General features: G+C 40.9%; 17 protein-coding genes. 10 read left to right on the forward strand and 7 right to left on the reverse strand.

Going from position 1 to position 18,500, the window contains the following annotated elements; all coding sequences use genetic code 11:
• The first annotated feature begins 6 nt into the window (after positions 1-6).
• Entirely contained in the window at positions 7-822 is an 816-nt protein-coding gene (locus AACW90_RS16080) for a winged helix-turn-helix domain-containing protein (RefSeq protein WP_390236428.1), read from the forward strand.
• A complete protein-coding gene (locus AACW90_RS16085) occupies positions 812-1,339 on the forward strand; it encodes a regulatory protein ToxS (protein WP_390236431.1) in 528 nt (175 codons plus the stop codon). Before AACW90_RS16080 ends, AACW90_RS16085 begins: the two co-directional genes overlap by 11 nt.
• Positions 1,340-1,819: 480 nt before the next feature.
• On the opposite strand, the gene AACW90_RS16090 is transcribed toward AACW90_RS16085, so the two are convergent.
• On the reverse strand, positions 1,820-2,812 hold the full coding sequence (locus AACW90_RS16090) for a porin (protein ID WP_390236434.1): 993 nt from the start codon (positions 2,810-2,812) through the stop codon (positions 1,820-1,822).
• Positions 2,813-3,254: 442 nt separating this feature from the next.
• Here AACW90_RS16090 and AACW90_RS16095 point away from each other — a divergent pair, with 442 nt between their 5' ends.
• Positions 3,255-3,827 carry a hypothetical protein gene (locus AACW90_RS16095; protein ID WP_390236437.1) on the forward strand — a complete coding sequence of 191 codons (573 nt, stop codon included), beginning with the start codon at positions 3,255-3,257 and terminating at the stop codon, positions 3,825-3,827.
• A 1-nt stretch (position 3,828) separates the two neighbouring features.
• On the opposite strand, the gene AACW90_RS16100 is transcribed toward AACW90_RS16095, so the two are convergent.
• Complete coding sequence (locus AACW90_RS16100) at positions 3,829-4,215, reverse strand: XRE family transcriptional regulator (protein ID WP_390236440.1); 387 nt, start codon at positions 4,213-4,215, stop codon at positions 3,829-3,831.
• A 101-nt stretch (positions 4,216-4,316) separates the two neighbouring features.
• Between AACW90_RS16100 and AACW90_RS16105 the strand changes: the two genes are divergently transcribed.
• The 3 genes from AACW90_RS16105 (at position 4,317) to AACW90_RS16115 (ending at position 9,798) form a co-directional block, all read left to right on the forward strand.
• Positions 4,317-5,225: an aldo/keto reductase gene (locus AACW90_RS16105; RefSeq protein ID WP_390236443.1), complete on the forward strand. Its 909-nt coding sequence runs from the start codon at positions 4,317-4,319 to the stop codon at positions 5,223-5,225.
• 278 nt (positions 5,226-5,503) lie between these two features.
• Positions 5,504-6,646 (forward strand): efflux RND transporter periplasmic adaptor subunit, encoded by a 1,143-nt coding sequence (locus AACW90_RS16110; RefSeq protein WP_390236446.1) that lies wholly within the window; start codon positions 5,504-5,506, stop codon positions 6,644-6,646.
• A 2-nt stretch (positions 6,647-6,648) separates the two neighbouring features.
• A complete protein-coding gene (locus AACW90_RS16115; RefSeq protein WP_390236448.1) occupies positions 6,649-9,798 on the forward strand; it encodes an efflux RND transporter permease subunit in 3,150 nt (1,049 codons plus the stop codon).
• Positions 9,799-9,912: 114 nt separating this feature from the next.
• Here the strand turns inward: AACW90_RS16115 and AACW90_RS16120 are convergent, their stop codons facing one another.
• Positions 9,913-10,821, reverse strand: coding sequence for a chemotaxis protein (locus AACW90_RS16120; protein WP_390236451.1), 909 nt, complete (start codon positions 10,819-10,821; stop codon positions 9,913-9,915).
• A 161-nt stretch (positions 10,822-10,982) separates the two neighbouring features.
• Here AACW90_RS16120 and ppiC point away from each other — a divergent pair, with 161 nt between their 5' ends.
• A complete protein-coding gene (gene ppiC, locus AACW90_RS16125) occupies positions 10,983-11,261 on the forward strand; it encodes a peptidylprolyl isomerase PpiC (protein ID WP_390236454.1) in 279 nt (92 codons plus the stop codon).
• 1 nt (position 11,262) lies between these two features.
• Here the strand turns inward: ppiC and AACW90_RS16130 are convergent, their stop codons facing one another.
• The 4 genes from AACW90_RS16130 to AACW90_RS16145 all read right to left on the reverse strand — a co-directional run bounded on the left by AACW90_RS16130 (position 11,263) and on the right by AACW90_RS16145 (position 13,151).
• Positions 11,263-11,826 carry a hypothetical protein gene (locus AACW90_RS16130; protein WP_390236456.1) on the reverse strand — a complete coding sequence of 188 codons (564 nt, stop codon included), beginning with the start codon at positions 11,824-11,826 and terminating at the stop codon, positions 11,263-11,265.
• Positions 11,827-11,833: 7 nt separating this feature from the next.
• Entirely contained in the window at positions 11,834-12,367 is a 534-nt protein-coding gene (locus AACW90_RS16135; RefSeq protein WP_390236459.1) for a YaeQ family protein, read from the reverse strand.
• Positions 12,368-12,399: 32 nt separating this feature from the next.
• Positions 12,400-12,855, reverse strand: a complete 456-nt coding sequence (locus tag AACW90_RS16140; RefSeq protein WP_390236462.1) for a YccF domain-containing protein — start codon at positions 12,853-12,855, stop codon at positions 12,400-12,402.
• Positions 12,856-12,941: 86 nt separating this feature from the next.
• On the reverse strand, positions 12,942-13,151 hold the full coding sequence (locus tag AACW90_RS16145) for a cold-shock protein (protein WP_195705549.1): 210 nt from the start codon (positions 13,149-13,151) through the stop codon (positions 12,942-12,944).
• 495 nt (positions 13,152-13,646) lie between these two features.
• Between AACW90_RS16145 and AACW90_RS16150 the strand changes: the two genes are divergently transcribed.
• The 3 genes from AACW90_RS16150 to AACW90_RS16160 all read left to right on the forward strand — a co-directional run bounded on the left by AACW90_RS16150 (position 13,647) and on the right by AACW90_RS16160 (position 18,374).
• The gene (locus AACW90_RS16150; protein ID WP_390236465.1) at positions 13,647-15,317 is read left to right on the forward strand and encodes a transporter substrate-binding domain-containing protein; all 1,671 of its coding nucleotides are present in this window, start codon (positions 13,647-13,649) and stop codon (positions 15,315-15,317) included.
• A 5-nt stretch (positions 15,318-15,322) separates the two neighbouring features.
• Positions 15,323-16,732 (forward strand): sigma-54-dependent transcriptional regulator, encoded by a 1,410-nt coding sequence (locus AACW90_RS16155; RefSeq protein ID WP_390236468.1) that lies wholly within the window; start codon positions 15,323-15,325, stop codon positions 16,730-16,732.
• Positions 16,733-17,084: 352 nt separating this feature from the next.
• The gene (locus tag AACW90_RS16160; RefSeq protein WP_390236470.1) at positions 17,085-18,374 is read left to right on the forward strand and encodes a dicarboxylate/amino acid:cation symporter; all 1,290 of its coding nucleotides are present in this window, start codon (positions 17,085-17,087) and stop codon (positions 18,372-18,374) included.
• The last annotated feature ends 126 nt before the right edge of the window (positions 18,375-18,500 follow it).

Here is an 18,500-nt window from a genome sequence, read left to right on the forward strand (position 1 = left end):
GTGTTTATGATAGTGGAGAATAAGTACTTTCTTAACGACAAGTATATTTTCAATGTCAACAAAAAATCATTAACTGATCTGGATAATAGTGAAGATATAATCTGGCTAGGTAGTAATGAAAGCAATATTTTATTGGCATTTATTGAAAGGCCAAATCAGGTCTTGAGCCGAGATGAAATACACGAACTTGTGTGGACTAGCAATGGTTTTCACGTGGATGAATCCAGTGTTATCCAAGCAATATCAACCGTAAGAAAAATACTTAAAGATTCAGCAAAAGAGCCTGAGTTTATTAAGACTATTCCAAAGCATGGTTATCAGTTCATTGGTAGTAGTAAAAAGATAGACGAAAATGTAAAGCAAGGCATAGATGACGAACTGCAAGATGATGATCTAGAAGAAAGTGAATTTGAACGTTTCGACATAAAGAAACTATTAAGTAAAAAGTTATTTTCATTTTTTATGGTGATACTGGTTTCTTTATTAATGTTCCAGTTCATATGGCCATTGAATCTATTTTCTCCTAAGTATTCTGAGATTAAGGAAGTCGGCCGCATAGGTAATATAGGCATCTATTTATTAAATATGGATACTAATGGTGCTAGCCATGCGGAAGAAATAAAGTATTGTACGAATAAATTGTTAACATATCATCCTAATACCGAGAATATCGATAAAATCATTGTATCTTATACGTTCAGAAATAAGCTTATTATTAACGTGGTAGACAAATATTTGACTGAAAGCGTGAGCTATAATCTGATGCCAAAAAATATGGATATGATGTCTTTTTGTGAGATGAGGTTTGATAATGATAAATAAAAACTTGTTGATTACATTGACTATATTGTCGTTACCATTGATGTATTTGATTGTTGATGATTCTACTTCAATTGAAAAATCAAGCTTTACCTCTAAAGCATGGCATTCAGAAATGAGGGTTCTTCTTCCAGAAAAAAGTGAGAACTTTGGGACGCTAGATATAGACAAAATGTATACAGTCTCGATAAAAAGTGATATTAAATATATGAATGACAATACATACATTCAGAATTCTATCGTGAATAGTTTTGATGTAAATGACGTTACAATGTCTACTCTTGAAATATCCAATGTAGGGCAGTGGAAATACGAGCAGGGTTATATTTTTTTAGAGGCAGGTGATGTTAGAGACGTTTCTTCTGTCAGAGTTAATCATATTGATGATGGAAGTTTGGAGAAAATGAAAGAAATGTTTATCATTAATATGCTACGAGGTACAGAAGTAAATCAGATAGATGAGAAGACCATGTTAATGACGTCTATAGATAATTCATCTAGGCTGTGGGTAGCCAATTAATATATAAGCCGATCAATGAGCTTCGTTTTTAAAGGTCCTTTGCTATTAGCAGAGGACTTTTTTTGAAATAAAGTTTAGTTAGTGCGTGCTTACTAGTGTTGGTGTGCATGTTACCTGTTTAATGAGCTGATTATGGTGTCATTAATAGTAATTATTCGTATTGATGTATTAAGTTTTGTGGTTTTACGTGGTGTTTTGCTGCCTAAATAAAAATGTTATTAAACAGTTACACCCTATAATTTATGGTGAATGTATGATGAATAATAGAGTGGTATGTATGATCAATAAGGTTTTTAGTCAATAATTGTGGTGATAATAATTATATAAATAGTCTTGTAAAGGGTATATTTACTGAATAAATTGTATCTATTATTTAGTGTTAACATTTATCGTTTTTTACTCGAAAATAATGATTAGGTTAATTATTGGGAAAAAGCCTACAATTAAGTAGGCATTGAAATTATCTAAGCGTTATTTTTCTTAGAAAGTATAGTAAACACCAGCCACCATTAGAGACAAGTCAGCGTCTTTTTCATAACCTGAGTTATCTGCAGCAGAGTATTCAGCAAACCCTGTTAGGTTGCTTGAGAATGTGTAGTCAGCACCAAAAGTATAGGTTGTTACTTCATCGCTATTAGCAACGTCTTGCTCTTCTGCAATGTATGTTGAAGCGTATACTCGCACTGCGTTAATTGTATAGTCCGCAGCAAGGCCGATGACTTCGTATTCTTGGCTGTTGACTTGCTCAACTACGTAGTGTGATGCGATAGAGAAAACATCATTGTCGTAGCCTAGTTTAAAGCCGTAAACGTCATTGTCGCCATTATTTGTGACTGCGTAAGCGCCGCGATTGCCACGATCTTGATAAGACGCACCAATATTAAAGTCAGCGATATCAAAAGCAGCTGAAAGCCCGTATACCGAATCTTGATCTGAATCTTCAGCTAAATAGGTGTCAGCAATCAACGTCAACATTTCTGTATTGTATCTTAGTGCAATGCCGTGACCTTTTGACTCAAATCGGTCTGCAACGTCATCAACATAACCTACACCTTCATTGGTGTTATCGATAATAATTGCGTTCAAAGAGTCTCCGAAATCACCAACTTCACCAACGGCGAAAGCGAAATTTTCGCCAAATTTTGCGCCGAAGTATTCGTCATCAGTTTCAACTTCTTTTGAATCATTGCTACCAGGGCCAAAGCCTACGCCGTTTTGTATTTCAAACGAACCAAATACACCAACGGTGTCACTCAGTTTATGCGTAGCATCGATCTGAATTTTTGCCCATACATCAACATCTGGGTCACTTTTATAATCGTCTGCAGCGGTGCCTTTCAGTTCAGAAGTACTTAAATAGACGTCAATTTCACCTTTCAAGTTAAGAGATGTTTGGTCGTCGCTATATATGCTCGCTGCGTTTGCACCAGTAGTAACAGCGGCCACTGCTAAAGCAATAAGTTTTCTATTCATTTTTACTAATCCTATGTAATACGTGTTTTAGTTATATTGAGGTGATGTCAAAAACGAATATCTGCAACAAACGCGTCTTAATTCTCTATACAACGAAGGCTGATAGATTTAGCGCTCAAATATAGATGTCGCAATACATTGACTCACCTCATCGATTTAACGCCGATGAGGTTTTTCAGGCTAGTAAAACGAAATAAATTCGATAATAAATGCATTTTATTTTGTTTTTATGTCGGTTAAGTCATTGTAAATTAAGGGTATAATTAGAGGTGTTAAATATTTTAGAAGAGTAAAAATAAAAAGTAAGATGATGAGTTATTTAGCGATTTTTTATATAAAAATGAGATGTAAATCAGGTTTTTTTAGATCTATTCTCGAATTTATTGAATAGCGTTTTATTAATGTCTGTACAATACCTGCTGTTTGTTATGGGGTAAAAGATATGAAAAAACGATTTTATTTGGCAATTGTACTCGCGTTGTTTACCAATCAGGCCAGTGCTTTTTCTCTTGTATGGTTGCAACCCATGATTGAGCCAAACACCGCCCCATGGCAATTGGAACAGTTGCAGGACTCAATGGAACTCTACGATTGTGGTCTAGAAAAAGAGAATCAGGCGTTCTGTTCTGATGTGATTAAATACTATAATGTTGATGTAGAAAGTCGACTATTGGTACAGAGTAATGTGGTGCAGCATATCGAAATCACGGCACCTTATTCGTCGATTGCCTATGCAGAGCTTCAACTTAACCTGAGAAAAGACGGTTATGTGCTCGCCAAAGCCGTCATCAACGGCCGTGAATATGATGCAATAAAGGCGCTGAAATCAAAACCCATTAAATTAGTAAATAGAGAGATGGTCATGTTTATTAATGATGGTCCTATCTCTTCTTCTCGAGAACTGACTTGGTACCCTAATTCAGAATATTATGCAGAGCACCCAAGTAGAGAGGCTATTTTTGCTAGTGATGAACAGGGCATCAAATTGACCTTCAAAAGGGTCAACAGACCCTAGTTTAACTCCCTCGATTCAAAAAGGCTTTCATACCTGTTGTGTCGAGATAATTGTCCGCTTTTTTGTTGGCTCGTAGATATTGATAACCTGCAATAATACGGCGGTGGATACTGTCCTCTATTAATTGGCGATCAGTGACAAATTCGTAGGCAATTTTGTAGGCTTCCATATCGACAATTTCCGCTTGGCGGTACAAATACCCACACCCGGTCGCTAGCCATTCTAAAGAACAGTTTGCTTTCATTGCTATCTGATTTGCTTTCGTTAAACTCGGCTCACTGCCTTTGAGGTACTTTCTAATTAGGGCCTCATTTAACTCGACTCGTCTAGCAAATCCGCTGACGCTCTCTTCGCCTATTAACTCTTGTAATCGTTCTGAAAAACTCATGATTTCGTACTCTGGTTCGATTATTCGATGTTTTACCATTGAGTGAGTTATCAAACAAGCTTAGGATTCGTTTATATCCAGTTAATTAAGGAGACAATCGAATGGTTGCTAAAGTTGGTATTGCGCCTCAAGGCCCAAATTTTTCTGAATTGGTTCAAGGTTATTGGCGTATGACAGAGTGGGGAATGTCCCCTCAAGAAAGGCTGAGTTTTTTAAAGCAACACGTTGAACTCGGCGTGACGACGGTCGATCATGCAGATATATATGGTAACTATCAGTGTGAGAAGCTTTTTGGTGAAGCGTTGGCATTAGATAAATCGATGCGTGATCAAATTGAGATTGTAACCAAGTGTGATATTCATCTGTGTGGAAACCATACCCCAGAACGAAAAATCAATCACTACGATACAAGTAAGCAACATATTTTGGCGTCAGTGAATAACTCACTGTCACATCTAAAGTTAGAAAACATTGATGTCCTGCTTATCCATAGGCCAGATGCATTAATGAATGCTGATGAAGTTGCAGAGACAATGTTGGCGTTGAAAAAGGCCGGTAAGGTGTCGCACTTTGGAGTGTCAAATCACTCTCCTTTGCAGTTCGATCTGTTGCAATCCAGACTCGACATCCCTTTAGTGACCAATCAAGTCGAGATTAATCCATTGAACTTCGATGCCGTTGATGACGGTACTCTCGATCAGTTGCAGATGAAACGCTCGCGGCCAATGGCTTGGTCTTGTCTTGCTGGTGGTCGTCTTTTCTTTGGCAAATCAGAGAAGGAAACCAGGGTTAGAAACGAGCTTGAAATTGTCAGGCAAGAATTAGGGGCAGAGAGTATCGATCAGGTTATCTATGCATGGGTACGTCGTTTACCTTCGCAACCACTCCCTATTATCGGCTCGGGTAAAATAGAGCGTGTGCAAGCGGCAATCGACGCTCTAAGAATCGAGTTATCCCGTGAACAATGGTATCGAATTTGGGTGGCATCAAAAGGTCACGGTGTGGCATAACCAATTATTAACATGACTAGTCATCATTGAAATCAATAGGATAAGTCGTTCATATACAACGGCTTTTCTATTTATATGCCATTGAAATATTTACACACATTTTCGGCTTTAATTTTGATAAAACTCTGACATTGCTCGGTTTTTTATAATCTATGTTATTGACCCATAAGCGATTTAACCTCACCTTCAGATGAGCGATAGGTAGACATAATGTATGTTTATTCGCGTGTTTTCCTGATTTTAGGTTATTTACAACCCCCACAATTATTGGTCAATTAATGCGTAAAATTACACTTCTTATTCCTGTTGCTAGTGCAGTATTTCTAGTTGGCTGCGGTCAAGAACCTTCCTTATCACAAGCGACGGCGCCTCTTGTAACGATAGAAAAAATTGAGGTGGTAAGTTACCACCGAAACCAAGACTATGTCGGTCGAGTGAATGCGGTGGAAGACGTCGCCATCACGGCTCAAATATCAGGTTATTTAAAATCCCGTCATTATACCGAAGGGGAAACAGTCGAGAAGGGGCAGCTTTTATACCAAATTGAATCCTCTTCTTATCAGGCTCAGGTTGCTAGTGCAAAAGCCGACATCGCTCAAGCCGATGCGAACGTACAAAAAGCAACGTTAGACTATGAGCGGGGCAAAGGCTTATTGCCGAAAGGAAATATTTCTCGCTCGGAATATGATGCGTTGACCAGTATTAAGTTGGGAGCAGAAGCACAGCGAGAAGCGGCGAAAGCTCAATTAAATGTGGCTAACGTCAATCTCTCGTATACGAGTATCGAGGCACCAATATCGGGTCGTATTAGCGAAAGTAACGTCAGTATTGGTGACCTTGTTTCTCCTTCTACGGGGACATTAACCAACATCGTTAGTCTAGACCCTATACATGCAAGCTTTACGGTGAGCGAAAGAGAACGATTGAATATGGGTATGGACGGCGTTGATGGTGACGGTAACGGGGCCACCGACACGGTTGAAGTACATGTCGTTTTAGAAAATGAACAGATGTATAACCAGAGCGGGTATATCGATTTCATTGATAACCGTATTGATGTGACGACGGGTACCCTAGCGATGCGTGCCAGTTTTGCTAATCCAAACCAAATATTGCTGCCAGGCCAACACATAAAAGTAAACATTCAAGAAAAGAAGCCTGTTGAGGTTATTACTATTGCTCGTCGTGCCGTTCAAAGTGACTTAGAAGGTGATTTCGTGATGGTACTTAGTGAAGGGAACATTGCTGAACGACATAACGTATCTTTGGGAAAACAAGTGAAATCCGGTGTTATTATTATGAGTGGATTATCCAAAGACGATACGATTATTACCCAAGGGTTACAACGAGTACGTAACGGTATCGCAGTGAGAGTCGCGGACACCTTAACCACAGAGGAAGTTCACGGAGAAGGTTCGTAATTATGCTGAGTCGTTTCTTTATTCAACGTCCTAAATTTGCGTTGGTTATTTCTATTATTCTGACACTAGCGGGTGCTATTTCATTAACTCAATTGCCGGTGGCTGAATATCCAAAGATAAGCCCACCTTCGGTCAGTGTAACGGCGTATTACACCGGAGCAAGTGCAGAGACAGTAGAACAAGCCATAGCGGATCCAATCGAAACCTCCGTGAATGGCGTTGAGAACATGATCTATATGTCTTCAAAAAGTGCCAACGATGGGTCGTACAATCTGAACGTTACCTTTGATGTTGGTACTGACCCTGATATGGCACAAGTTAACGTGCAGAATCGAGTAACTCAAATCGAGTCAAAACTTCCTCAAGAAGTACGCATGGTTGGTGTGACGGTGAAAAAGAGGTCACCGGATCTGCTAATGGTTTTGAATTTTTACGCTCCAGATGGCAGATATGATGATCAGTTTCTGGTGAACTACGTAAATCTAAACGTTAAAGATCAGCTCGCGCGCGTCAAGGGCATCAGTGAAGTCGGGGTGATAGGTGGTGGAGAGTACTCAATGCGTGTCTGGTTGGATCCCGATAAGATGGCAAATCTTGGCTTAACTACCACCGATGTTTATGCGGCGCTCGCAGAACAGAATGTTCAAGTAGCGGCAGGTAAAGTCGGTGCACCACCTTATGATAATGCGCAAGAGGTTCAATTTAACCTTGTCACAAAGGGTAGGTTAGAGACAGTCGAAGAGTTTGAAAATGTTGTGCTAAGAGCCAACAATGATGGCTCTACCATATATTTACAAGACGTTGCCAGACTAGAGTTGGGTAAAAAATTCTACGATGGTAACGGAAAGTTTCGAGGGCAAGATGCCGCTATTGTTACGCTGTCACTACAGTCCGATGCTAACGCTTTAGAAAGCGGCGAAGCGGTGATGTCACTACTGGGCAACATGAGTGTTAATTTCCCGGAGGGTATGGCGTATGAAACAAGCTATGACACGACGGTTTTTGTTGCCGAGTCGATTAAGGGCGTCGTTAAAACACTCATCGAAGCCATACTGTTGGTCATTGCGGTCACCTACATGTTTTTGGGTAGTGCACGCGCCACATTGATACCAGTGGTTGCGATTCCGGTTTCATTAATAGGTACCTTTGCGGTGATGCTCATCACGGGCTTCACTATAAATACGGTGACGCTTTTTGGGCTAATACTCGCCATTGGTATCGTTGTAGATGATGCAATTTTGGTCATTGAAAACGTCGATACGACAATGAAGAAAGACCCTAGCTTAACGCCGGCGAAGGCGACATTGATAGCGATGAAAGAGGTAACCGGCCCCATTGTTACGTCGACGCTCGTGTTATTGGCGGTATTCTTACCCGTTGCTATGCTACCGGGTATCACCGGCATCATGTATCGGCAATTTGCTTTAACTATCTGTATTTCAGTTGTTATTTCCTCTATCAATGCATTGACCTTATCGCCAGCACTCTGTTCATTGGTGTTGAAACAGGGCGGAGGTAACACCTCAAACTGGTTCAAGGCATTCAACAGGGGGTTGGAAAAAGTGACGCGGGGCTATGGTAATGTCGCTGGTTTTTTGGTGAGAAAGACAATATTACTTGGCGCATTTTTCTTAATTGCGGTCGCCGCCGTCGCCTTTTTCACTAAAACAACGTCAACCGCATTTGTTCCTCAAGAAGACAAAGGCATCCTGCTGGTTAATGTTCAACTACCAGATTCCGCGTCACTATCCAGAACCGAGGATACCACGGTTAAGTTGATGGAGATTGTTGAACAAGAACCGGGAATTGATGGGGTTACGGTTGCGAATGGTTATGCATTATTAACGGGTGCAGCGGCTTCTAACGGCGCGACCTTATTCGTTAAACTTAAAGATTGGGAAGTGCGGAACAGCCTTAAGGGGGACCATTCCTCATTTGCTATTGCACAACGACTTAATATCGCCGCAGCTCAGTTGCTACCTGAAGCCGTGGTATTTGCTTTGGGCCCACCAGCGGTTCCCGGTATGGGATCTGCGTCTGGTTTTGAATTTGTTCTAGAGGATACGTTAGGACGAAACAGAACCGATCTTGCACAAGTAATGAATGAGGTTATTCAAGCGGCCAATCAACAGCCAGAGATACAACATACATTCAGTACGTTTAGAGCGAATGTGCCACATTTCCATGTGGATATTGACCGGGAAAAGGCGAAGCAATTAGGTATTTCGTTAGGTGACATATTCCAGACATTACAGGGAAACCTAGGGTCACTTTATGTGAATGACTTTACGATGTTTGGTAAAAACTTCAGGGTCACGATGCAAGCGGATAGCGAACACAGAAGCAGCATGAACAACCTAAATCGATTCCATGTTCGTTCTTCTGAAGGCAAGATGATTCCGCTGAGTACATTGGTTTCCTATGAACAGGTATTTGAACCGGACGTGGCGTGGCGTTATAACATGTATCGTTCGGCGGTAATCCAAGGTCAGCCAGCACAGGGATATTCAAGTGGTGATGCTATTGCTGCGATGGAACGAGTTGCAGCGGAAGTATTGCCACATGGCTATCAGCATGAATGGACAGGGATGGCCTATCAAGAAGTGAAAGCCGGAAACCAAGCGATTTTCGCATTTGCATTGGCACTTATATTTATCTATCTCTTCATGGTGGCGCAATATGAGAGTTGGAGTATACCCATAGCGATTATTCTTGTTGTTCCTATCGCTACGCTGGGTTCTTTCTTGGCGATAAACTTGGCGGGATTACCACTCAATCTTTATGCTCAGATAGGCTTGGTATTGTTGATCGCTTTAGCGGCCAAAAATGCCATTCTTATTGTGGAGTTTGCTAAGCAAGAGCGAGAGGAAAAAGAAGTACCTATTGACGATGCGGCAGTACATGGTGGCAAATTGCGTTTTAGAGCGGTGAACATGACATCGTGGTCGTTTATTTTGGGTATTACACCATTGATATTTGCTTCTGGAGCGGGGCACATAAGCCAAAACTCATTGGGTGTTTCTTTGGTAGGTGGATTACTTTGCGTATTACTTGCGGGTACATTTTTGATACCCGGCTTTTATGCTGCTATCCAACGACGAAGAGAGAAAATTCATGGTGGAAATACAAAGGTCGTTGATATAGAAGAGTAACGCGACGAAATCCTGAGAAGAATCTGTATTAAATCGCTTTAGTTAATAAAAAACCGCTAGTAGCAAGTTGCTAGCGGTTATTATATGTTTATGCTGAACAATGTTTGTGGAACCTTAACTACTCATCGCCAAGCGTTCAATTTGTTCTGCGCCGCGCAACATGGCCTGTACTAACTCAGTGGCATCAAACTTACATAAGGCTTCGTGCGCGCCAACTTGGTGTGCTCTATCGGCGCTCATTTCACTAGACAAAGAGGTGTGTAGGATACGATAGGCTTTGCTAATGTTGGGGTTATTTTGTACTTCAAATGCAAGTTCGTAGCCATCAAGACCTGGCATTTCGATATCGCTGACGAGAAGATCGATGGGCTTTCCTTCGTTGGCATGGCTTTTCATTAATTCAAGCGCATCTATGCCGTTCTTACAGACGAAATATGAAATATTAATGCTGTCTAGTGCGTCAGAAAGCTGCTTGCGAGCAATGCGTGAGTCATCGACCAGTAAGATATTCAGCGGTTTTAGACGTTCGCGTTCGACGTCGGTTAAAATAGGTATCCTAGCAGATGCATCCTGTGGATATATCTTAGACAGAAGCAGTTCGACATCGAGCATCTGTACTATCTTGTCTTCGTAGCGAGTGATGCCAGTAACAAATACGTTAGATCCTGCCGTTTCTGGTGAAGGTTCGATAGCATGCCAGTCACAATCGATAATTTTTTCTATCGTCCTAACCATAAATGCAACGACAGTTCTTAAGCAATCGGTCACAATGAGGTAGCACTCATTATATTCTTCTTTTGCTATCGGTCTAAATCCAATTGCCGCCGCCATGTCGATGACAGGGACGGTAAGGCCTCGGATATTTACCGTACCAATAACATGATGATGCGAGAAAGGGATCTGTGTCGTTGGCGAGTAAGGAACAATCTCGCGCACCTTTAATGTACCTATGGCAAAGCTCTGCTGCAGTAGAGAGAGTTTAAACAATAGCATCCCTTGGGACTGACTCGCTTTGCTTTTCATGTTTTTATCCTACACATACGACTTATTGACAGGCTCTATAGTAACTAACTCTCAGCCACTACTCAGTATATATTTTAATAAATATGTCATTATAGCGGCCTAAACATGTACATCTTGAGTGATTTAGTTAAAATCGCCTTCTATTTTCTTTGGAGCTCATCATGGCTAGAACCGCGGCAGCATTGCATATATTAGTAAAACACGAATCTTTAGCTAAAGAACTGCTTGCAGAACTTAAGAAAGGAGCCAAATTTCAAGTGTTGGCGAAAAAGCATTCGACCTGTCCATCGTCAAAAAAAGGTGGGGATCTCGGTGAGTTTCGTCAAGGCGCAATGGTGCCACAATTCGACAAAGCCGTATTCAAAAATGAAGTGCTGACACCATTTATTGTCAAAACCAAGTTTGGATGGCACGTGGTTAAAGTGCTCTACAAAACATAAATCAACTAGAGCGAGTAAACCACCTGACGATTTTATCCGACCAGAGGACAGAGGGGTCGTCGACTTTTCGTTTCTCTTTACCATGGTAATAGCTTGCGAGAAGCTCGGTGCGAATCTCATCTAAGCTATGAGAGTGAAGTGCCTTTGCTAACAGCTCAGATGCATTATGTGCGTAATCGTTAGCTAAGCTGAAATCCATATTCAGGTAACCTTGAACCATGAGCCATAGTTTAGTGACGAGTGATAGTTCGATAACAGAATCGGCACTAAATTTGTCGGCCTGAGATTGACCGAGAGTGTCCGAAAAAATATTCTGCATCATGCCTATTTTATCGGCTTGGGTTTCTAACCTTGCAGTGGCTTCGATTTGAAGTTTGGTTAATAACCCAAGAAGAAGAAGTTTGGGGTCTTTCCCTGGGCTTTTAGAGCAGATATTTTCGTAGACAGCGGCTTTTTCCTCCACTGCACGCGCAAACAGTGACGCTTCTTTATCCGAAAGATGAAGCGTATCTATGCCAGCGACTTCCAGCTGTTGCTTAAGTTTACTTATGATTGAATCTGTCATAAATTTTTTATGCCTTCAGTTCTCGCCACTCGATCTCGCAATCACCATTTTCTGTTGAAACAAAAACAGTATTACCAGAAAGCATGATAGAAAAATCCATCGTTCTTTTTACATAGGTCGCTAGGGTTTCGATCCCCTCAGCGTCAAATTTATAGACCTCTGCTTTTAACAAGTTTAGTTTACTTGCGTTTTGTTTCCACCAAACATCAGATTTAGTATTAAAACTATACACACGAACTTTACGAGCCAATCGCGTTGATTTTTTCACACGCTCAGGATCGGGTTCACCAACGTCAATCCACAATGAAATTTGGCCATCCAGTGTTTTATGCCAGATATCGGGCTCTTCAATGTTTGAAAGACCTTTAGTAAAAGCGAGGTCGGGTTGCGCATTCATAGAAAATGCCACAACACGCGCCATCATCCTTTGTAAGCTTTCCGAAGGATGCTGTGCAATAGTTAAATTAAGCGAATCATAGTAATCGTTATTAATATCGGTTAATGCCACACGGAACTTATATATTGTCGGTTTTAAAGCCACTTTTAATTTCTCTTTGATTCGTTTTAGAAGGTCTATTTTCGGTTTTTCCGGATATAGTCTTGTGCGTTCGCCTCTCTAGCAGCGGACGCTATCTCTTTTTCGACAACGGTTTTACCAATCGGGAATAGAGCAATAGCGGCAAGTTTGAGATGCTGAATGCTAAAGGGTATGCCGATGATGGTAATGAAACAAGCGATGGCAGAAGTAATATGACCTATCGCAAGCCAGATACCAGCAAAGAAGAACCAAAGGATGTTGCCTATAATACCAAAAGCACCAGTACCTATGTCTCTATTATTTGTTAACTCTTCCCGATCAATTGCTTCCTTGCCGAATGGAAAAAATGAGAAAGTACCCATGACAAAACAAGCGCGGCCCCATGGGATACCAATGATACTGATGAAAGCGAGTATACCAAAAAGCCACCAAGCTAGGCCCATGATGACGCCACCGAACAAAAACCAGATAATATTTCCTAACGTGCGCATGCTCTCTATCCTTATCTAGAAAAAAGACAAAAAAATAGCCAGTCGTTAGACTGGCTACAGAAATTTTAGCGATTTAACAAACCATATTAAACAGGTTTGATGTTCTCAGCTTGAGGGCCTTTTTGGCCTTGAGTTACAGTGAACTCAACTTTTTGACCTTCACCAAGAGTACGGAAACCGTCAGATTGAATAGCACTGAAATGTGCAAAAACGTCTGGGCCATTTTCTTGTTGAATGAAACCGAAACCTTTAGTTTCGTTAAACCATTTAACTGTACCAGTCACTGTGTTAGACATAGTCTTAATTCCTATAAAAATTGTGTAGGTCCCACTGGGGACATATATAGATAGCGTGGAAAAAATAGATTGCTATTTAGATACACACGGCGGGAAGTTTTGAACTAACCAACGACTTGTAAATCTTAAACAAAAGCTTTTCTTTCTAGCCGGGACAAAGCTTAAATCAACTACGTAGGAAGTCAATGAATATTACGTTAACTTTTTGGAATAACTTCAATAATTTGTGAAGAGGCACATTTTTATGTACAAAACTAACCATTATTACCAAAATTTCGTGTTACAGGTTGACTGTATTTCCATATAACTGACTAATTTAACGATATTATTTGATTTTAGTTCATGTCAACGCTTCTGACTAATGAACTGAGTAAAAACCGCAAAAATTGAGGGCTAGAGTGTCTCTTATTGCCCCTTTTCTGGTTTTACATCATGGCGATTAATGTATACTTTTCGCAAGGATGAAACGCTAACGGTAAGGAATGAAAATCAACTATGAAAGAAGTGAAATATTCGCTAAGAGCGTTGTTTTTTTGCTGTGTTGCATTCATGACTAATGCTCTAGCCAATGACAAGGTTATTGTTGTCGGCGGAGACCATAATTATCCCCCCTACGAATTTATCAATGACAATGGTGAACCTGACGGATATAACACCGAGCTTACCTATGCGATTGCGCAGGTTATGGGGTTAGATGTTAACGTTGCACTATCAAGTTGGGATGAAATGAAGTGGGATCTTGAAAGTGGCAATATCGATTTGCTTCAAGGGATCTCTTATTCTGAGGAAAGGGCGGAACTTCTCGATTTTTCTCCGCCTCACTCCCTTATCCATCAATCTGTTTTTGCACGCGTGGGTTCTCCGTCTATCTCTCAATTATCTGAGCTTACTGGAAAGTCCGTTATTGTTCAAAGTGGCGGCATAATGGCAGAGAAAATGGAAAGATCTGGGATTGATGTCCGGCTTATTTATGTGGATACCCATGCAGCAGCGCTACGGATGCTTTCAGCAGGTAAGTATGATTATGCTTTTGTTGCCAATTTGCCCGGGCTCTATTTAGGTAAAGAGTTGTCACTGTCAAATGTGGAACCTGTCGGCAAACCGTTGAGCTCTCAACGCTACGGTTATGCGGTCTTAAAAGGTAATGCCGACCTACTTGCCAAATTTAACGAAGGTTTAGCGATACTAAAAAACACGGGTAAGCAGCAGGAGATCTACAATAAGTGGTTTGGTTCGTATACAGAAAGCGGACTAAATTGGCAAAAAATCAGTCTATTTATCGTTATTGCATCGGTGTTATTTACCTCTATTTTTATTGTCGTTATTGTATGGAATAGAAGTTTGGCTAAGCAAGTGGCTAGGCGAACCAAGAAACTGGAACAGCAACATCAGCAGTTAATTCAAGCCGATAAGATGGCGTCTCTCGGTATACTCGTCTCTGGTGTTGCACATGAAATTAATAATCCAACCAGTTTGTTGCTGCTTAACCTTCCGGTTTTGAAAGAGTCGTTTGAAGATATTGAGGAAATACTTGAAGAGCACTATGAAAACCATGGGGATTTTGAGATTGCCGGCCTCAGTTATACTCGTATTAGTAAAGAGATCCCTTTAATGCTTGGGGAGATGCTAGAGGGGTCGAACCATATTCGTAGGATTGTGAGTGATTTGCGAGATTTTGCGAGACAAGAACCACAAGCATTGTCTGATAATGTTGATTTAAACCAAGTGGTTGCCGCTGCGATTCGATTAACGGATAGGGCAATTAAATCCGCGACAGACAATTTCTCTGTGTCGTACAGCGAATCATTGCCTTTGTTTAAAGGAAATAGCCAACGATTACAGCAGGTCGTGATCAACCTTATTGTTAACGCCTGTCAGGCATTAGATAGTACTCACCAAGCTATATCTATAAAAACAGATTACCAGATGACTACCCGTAGAATTGAGCTAACGATAAATGATGAAGGAAAGGGGATAGAATCTCAACACCTCTCTCGACTTACCGACCCTTTTTTTACCACGAAGCGTAAAGAAGGTGGAACTGGATTGGGCTTGTCGATATCTTCAAATATTATTGAAGAACATGGTGGCAAGCTATTATTTAAGTCTGTAGTGGGAAAAGGGACTCAAATTCTTCTCACTATTCCGTTAACTAAGGAAAATTAATTTACATGAAAGATACGCTTTACCCGAGTTTCGGTGTCTTGTTGGTTGATGATGAGTCAGCATTTATACGCAGTTTGTCTCTCGTTCTTGAAAGGCGAGGGGGGATAAATCACCTGTATCAAACGAGTGATAGCCGTGAGGTGATGACATTAATCGAACAACATCCGATTGAGTTGGTATTGCTCGATCTAAACATGCCCCATTTAACTGGGGATGTACTTCTTAAGCAGATTGTGGAAAAACATCCTCAGGTTGGCGTTATCATCATTAGTGGCATGAACCAGATAGAAACAGCGGTAGATTGCATTCGTCTTGGTGCGTATGACTATTTTGTGAAAACGACAGAAGAAAACCGCTTGTTAGAAGGGATTAAGCGCGCGGTATCGATGCAGGAAATGCGTCGAGAAAATGAAGCCATGCGCAGACGCTTTCTTTCCGATACGTTAGAAGAACCAGAAGTATTTGAACAGATAATCACTCAGGACAAAAAACTGCGCTCGATATTTCAGTATTTAGAGTCGATTTCGTCTAGTCGACAATCAGTGATGATCTGTGGCGAAAGCGGTGTGGGTAAAGAACAGATAGCTAAAGCGGTTCATAAGTTGAGCCGACGTCCAGGCAAGATGGTCAGTGTTAATGTTGCGGGTATTGATGATAACGTTTTTGCTGATACGTTGTTTGGTCATAGCAGAGGTGCCTTTACCGGGGCGGATAAAAAGCGAATTGGTATGGTTGAGGCCGCTGCAGATGGCACACTATTCTTAGATGAAATTGGTGATCTAAGCCATACATCGCAAACCAAATTGCTCCGGCTTCTACAAGAAGGAGAATACTACTCGTTGGGTAGTGATCGCCCTAAACGAAGCAAAGCACGTATTGTTGCTGCGACTCATCAGGATCTTAAATCTAAAGTGGAGGAAGGCAGTTTCAGAAAAGATCTCTATTTTCGACTCTGTACTCACCATGTAGAGGTGCCCGCATTAAGAGAACGAAAAGATGATATTCCTTTGCTTTTCAAGCACTTTTTGACGCAAGCATCCGATGAGATGCATAAAACCGTACCCGCTTATCCTAAAGAATTACCAGTGCTGTTGTCTACCTACCATTTCCCCGGCAATGTACGTGAACTACAGGCTTTGATTTATGACGCCGTCAGCCAGCATAAGAGCCACACATTGTCGATGGTGGTTTTTCGAAGAGTGATAGACCACTCTTATCATGATCTTGATTCGATTGAGTTTGATAGTGGCTTATTTGAACCGACGAAACCGTTACCGACGCTGCAAGAATTAAGTGAAATACTCATCATCGCGGCGATGGAACGGTCTAACGGGAATCAATCGCTCGCCTCTCGTATGCTTGGTATTTCTCAACCTGCTTTGAGTAAACGCCTTAAAAAAAGCCAAGAAAAATAACTTATCTGCATCCGACTATGAATGAATTATGCAGGCTAATCTCACTATACCCCCCTTTATTTGAGGTTTAGTTGATAACCACACCCTTATAACAAAAGTTATATTATGTCTTTTGTTATAAAAGTGCATCTATTTGTTATTTTTATGGTTTTTATAGGAGTTATGTTTTTATATAACTTAAGTTATACCCATTTAATAATTCATCTTTCCATTAATTGGCTAATTATCAATAGGTTATCTTTTTAGCCAACTCTGGCACTGTGATTGCAAGTTAATAACTGGGTTATTGTATCTATTGAGAAATAGAGTGCGCAGTAAACATATTTAAATAGGACAATTAAAGGAAATAATTATGGAAAGAAAGGATGCAACACCACAGGCAAGTGGTGGCTTTTGGAGTAAAATGGAACTATGGAAAAAAATCGTAATAGGCATGATTGCAGGTGTGATTGTCGGTGCGATAATGGGACCAGATGCTGAGGTATTAAAACCCATCGGGACTCTATTTATCAATGCAATCAAAATGCTGATTGTACCGTTGATTTTCTGTTCTTTGATCGTTGGTGTTACATCAATGCAAGACTCCCGCAAAATGGGACGAATTGGTGCTAAGGCGATTATTCTCTATTTAGGCACAACAGCAATTGCTATCACTATTGGTCTTGGACTCGCTGCAATTTTGACTCCGGGTGAAGGGCTAAATATGGTGGCACAAGATTCAACAACGATGGGCAAAGATGCGCCTCCTCTGGTACAAACTTTATTAAACATTATCCCTAAAAATCCAGTGGGAGCTTTGGCCGCCGGCAACATCCTTCAAATCATTGTATTTGCACTCGGTTTAGGCATCTCGTTAACGCTAATCGGCGAGAAAGCGAAACCCGCTATCGCTGTTTTTGAAAGCCTAGCAGAAGCTATGTACAAATTGACTGAACTTGTTATGAAGCTTGCACCATATGGTGTATTTGGCTTAATGGCTTGGGTTGCGGGTAAATATGGTATTGATATATTGTTACCGCTTATCAAGGTTATCGCTGTTGCGTACTTAGGTAGTCTTATACACGTATTAGTGTTTTACACTGGCATAATCAGCTTTGTTGGTCGACTAAGCCCTATCCGTTACATCAAAGCATTGACCAATCCGGCAGCTGTTGCATTTACGACAACAAGTAGTTCGGGCACACTTCCAGCTACATTGAAAGCTAGTCGTGAAGAGCTTGGTGTTTCTAAAGGTGTTGCAAGTTTTGTATTGCCACTTGGTGCCACTATCAACATGGATGGCACGGCGCTTTATCAAGGTGTTTGTGCTCTGTTTATTGCCCAAGCATTTGGTATTGACCTTGAAATGTCTGACTATGTGTTGATTATCTTGACCTCGACATTAGCCTCAATTGGTACAGCAGGTGTTCCTGGTGCCGGTCTTATCATGCTATCGCTTGTTCTAACTACCGTTGGTCTTCCTATTGAAGGATTGGCCATTGTTGCTGGTATCGACCGTATCCTAGATATGGCACGTACCACTGTGAACGTTTGTGGCGATATGATGGTATCTGTCTTGATCGCGAAAAGTGAAGGCGAGTTAGACGAATCTATCTATAATGCTGAAACGAGCAGCGTCGGATCAGAAACAGAAACCGTGTAAACCTTTACCTATAATAGAAAGCAGATTGGTGCAGGCCAATCTGCTTTTTTACGTTATATCCCCGCCAAACCGATGTTCCACCTCAGTTTATCTTCGTGTTACTTGCACACTTGTAATTAATTTGTA

This window comes from Vibrio frigidus, from assembly GCF_042465995.1.
Taxonomy (GTDB): Bacteria; Pseudomonadota; Gammaproteobacteria; order Enterobacterales; family Vibrionaceae; genus Vibrio.

Coding starts and splice junctions, on each gene's coding strand:
- AACW90_RS16080 (WP_390236428.1), top strand. CDS start 7: ATGATAGTGGAGAATAAGTACTTTCTTAACGACAAGTATATTTTCAAT.
- AACW90_RS16085 (WP_390236431.1), top strand. CDS start 812: ATGATAAATAAAAACTTGTTGATTACATTGACTATATTGTCGTTACCA.
- AACW90_RS16090 (WP_390236434.1), bottom strand. CDS start 2,812: ATGAATAGAAAACTTATTGCTTTAGCAGTGGCCGCTGTTACTACTGGT.
- AACW90_RS16095 (WP_390236437.1), top strand. CDS start 3,255: ATGAAAAAACGATTTTATTTGGCAATTGTACTCGCGTTGTTTACCAAT.
- AACW90_RS16100 (WP_390236440.1), bottom strand. CDS start 4,215: ATGAGTTTTTCAGAACGATTACAAGAGTTAATAGGCGAAGAGAGCGTC.
- AACW90_RS16105 (WP_390236443.1), top strand. CDS start 4,317: ATGGTTGCTAAAGTTGGTATTGCGCCTCAAGGCCCAAATTTTTCTGAA.
- AACW90_RS16110 (WP_390236446.1), top strand. CDS start 5,504: ATGCGTAAAATTACACTTCTTATTCCTGTTGCTAGTGCAGTATTTCTA.
- AACW90_RS16115 (WP_390236448.1), top strand. CDS start 6,649: ATGCTGAGTCGTTTCTTTATTCAACGTCCTAAATTTGCGTTGGTTATT.
- AACW90_RS16120 (WP_390236451.1), bottom strand. CDS start 10,821: ATGAAAAGCAAAGCGAGTCAGTCCCAAGGGATGCTATTGTTTAAACTC.
- ppiC (WP_390236454.1), top strand. CDS start 10,983: ATGGCTAGAACCGCGGCAGCATTGCATATATTAGTAAAACACGAATCT.
- AACW90_RS16130 (WP_390236456.1), bottom strand. CDS start 11,826: ATGACAGATTCAATCATAAGTAAACTTAAGCAACAGCTGGAAGTCGCT.
- AACW90_RS16140 (WP_390236462.1), bottom strand. CDS start 12,855: ATGCGCACGTTAGGAAATATTATCTGGTTTTTGTTCGGTGGCGTCATC.
- AACW90_RS16145 (WP_195705549.1), bottom strand. CDS start 13,151: ATGTCTAACACAGTGACTGGTACAGTTAAATGGTTTAACGAAACTAAA.
- AACW90_RS16150 (WP_390236465.1), top strand. CDS start 13,647: ATGAAAGAAGTGAAATATTCGCTAAGAGCGTTGTTTTTTTGCTGTGTT.
- AACW90_RS16155 (WP_390236468.1), top strand. CDS start 15,323: ATGAAAGATACGCTTTACCCGAGTTTCGGTGTCTTGTTGGTTGATGAT.
- AACW90_RS16160 (WP_390236470.1), top strand. CDS start 17,085: ATGGAAAGAAAGGATGCAACACCACAGGCAAGTGGTGGCTTTTGGAGT.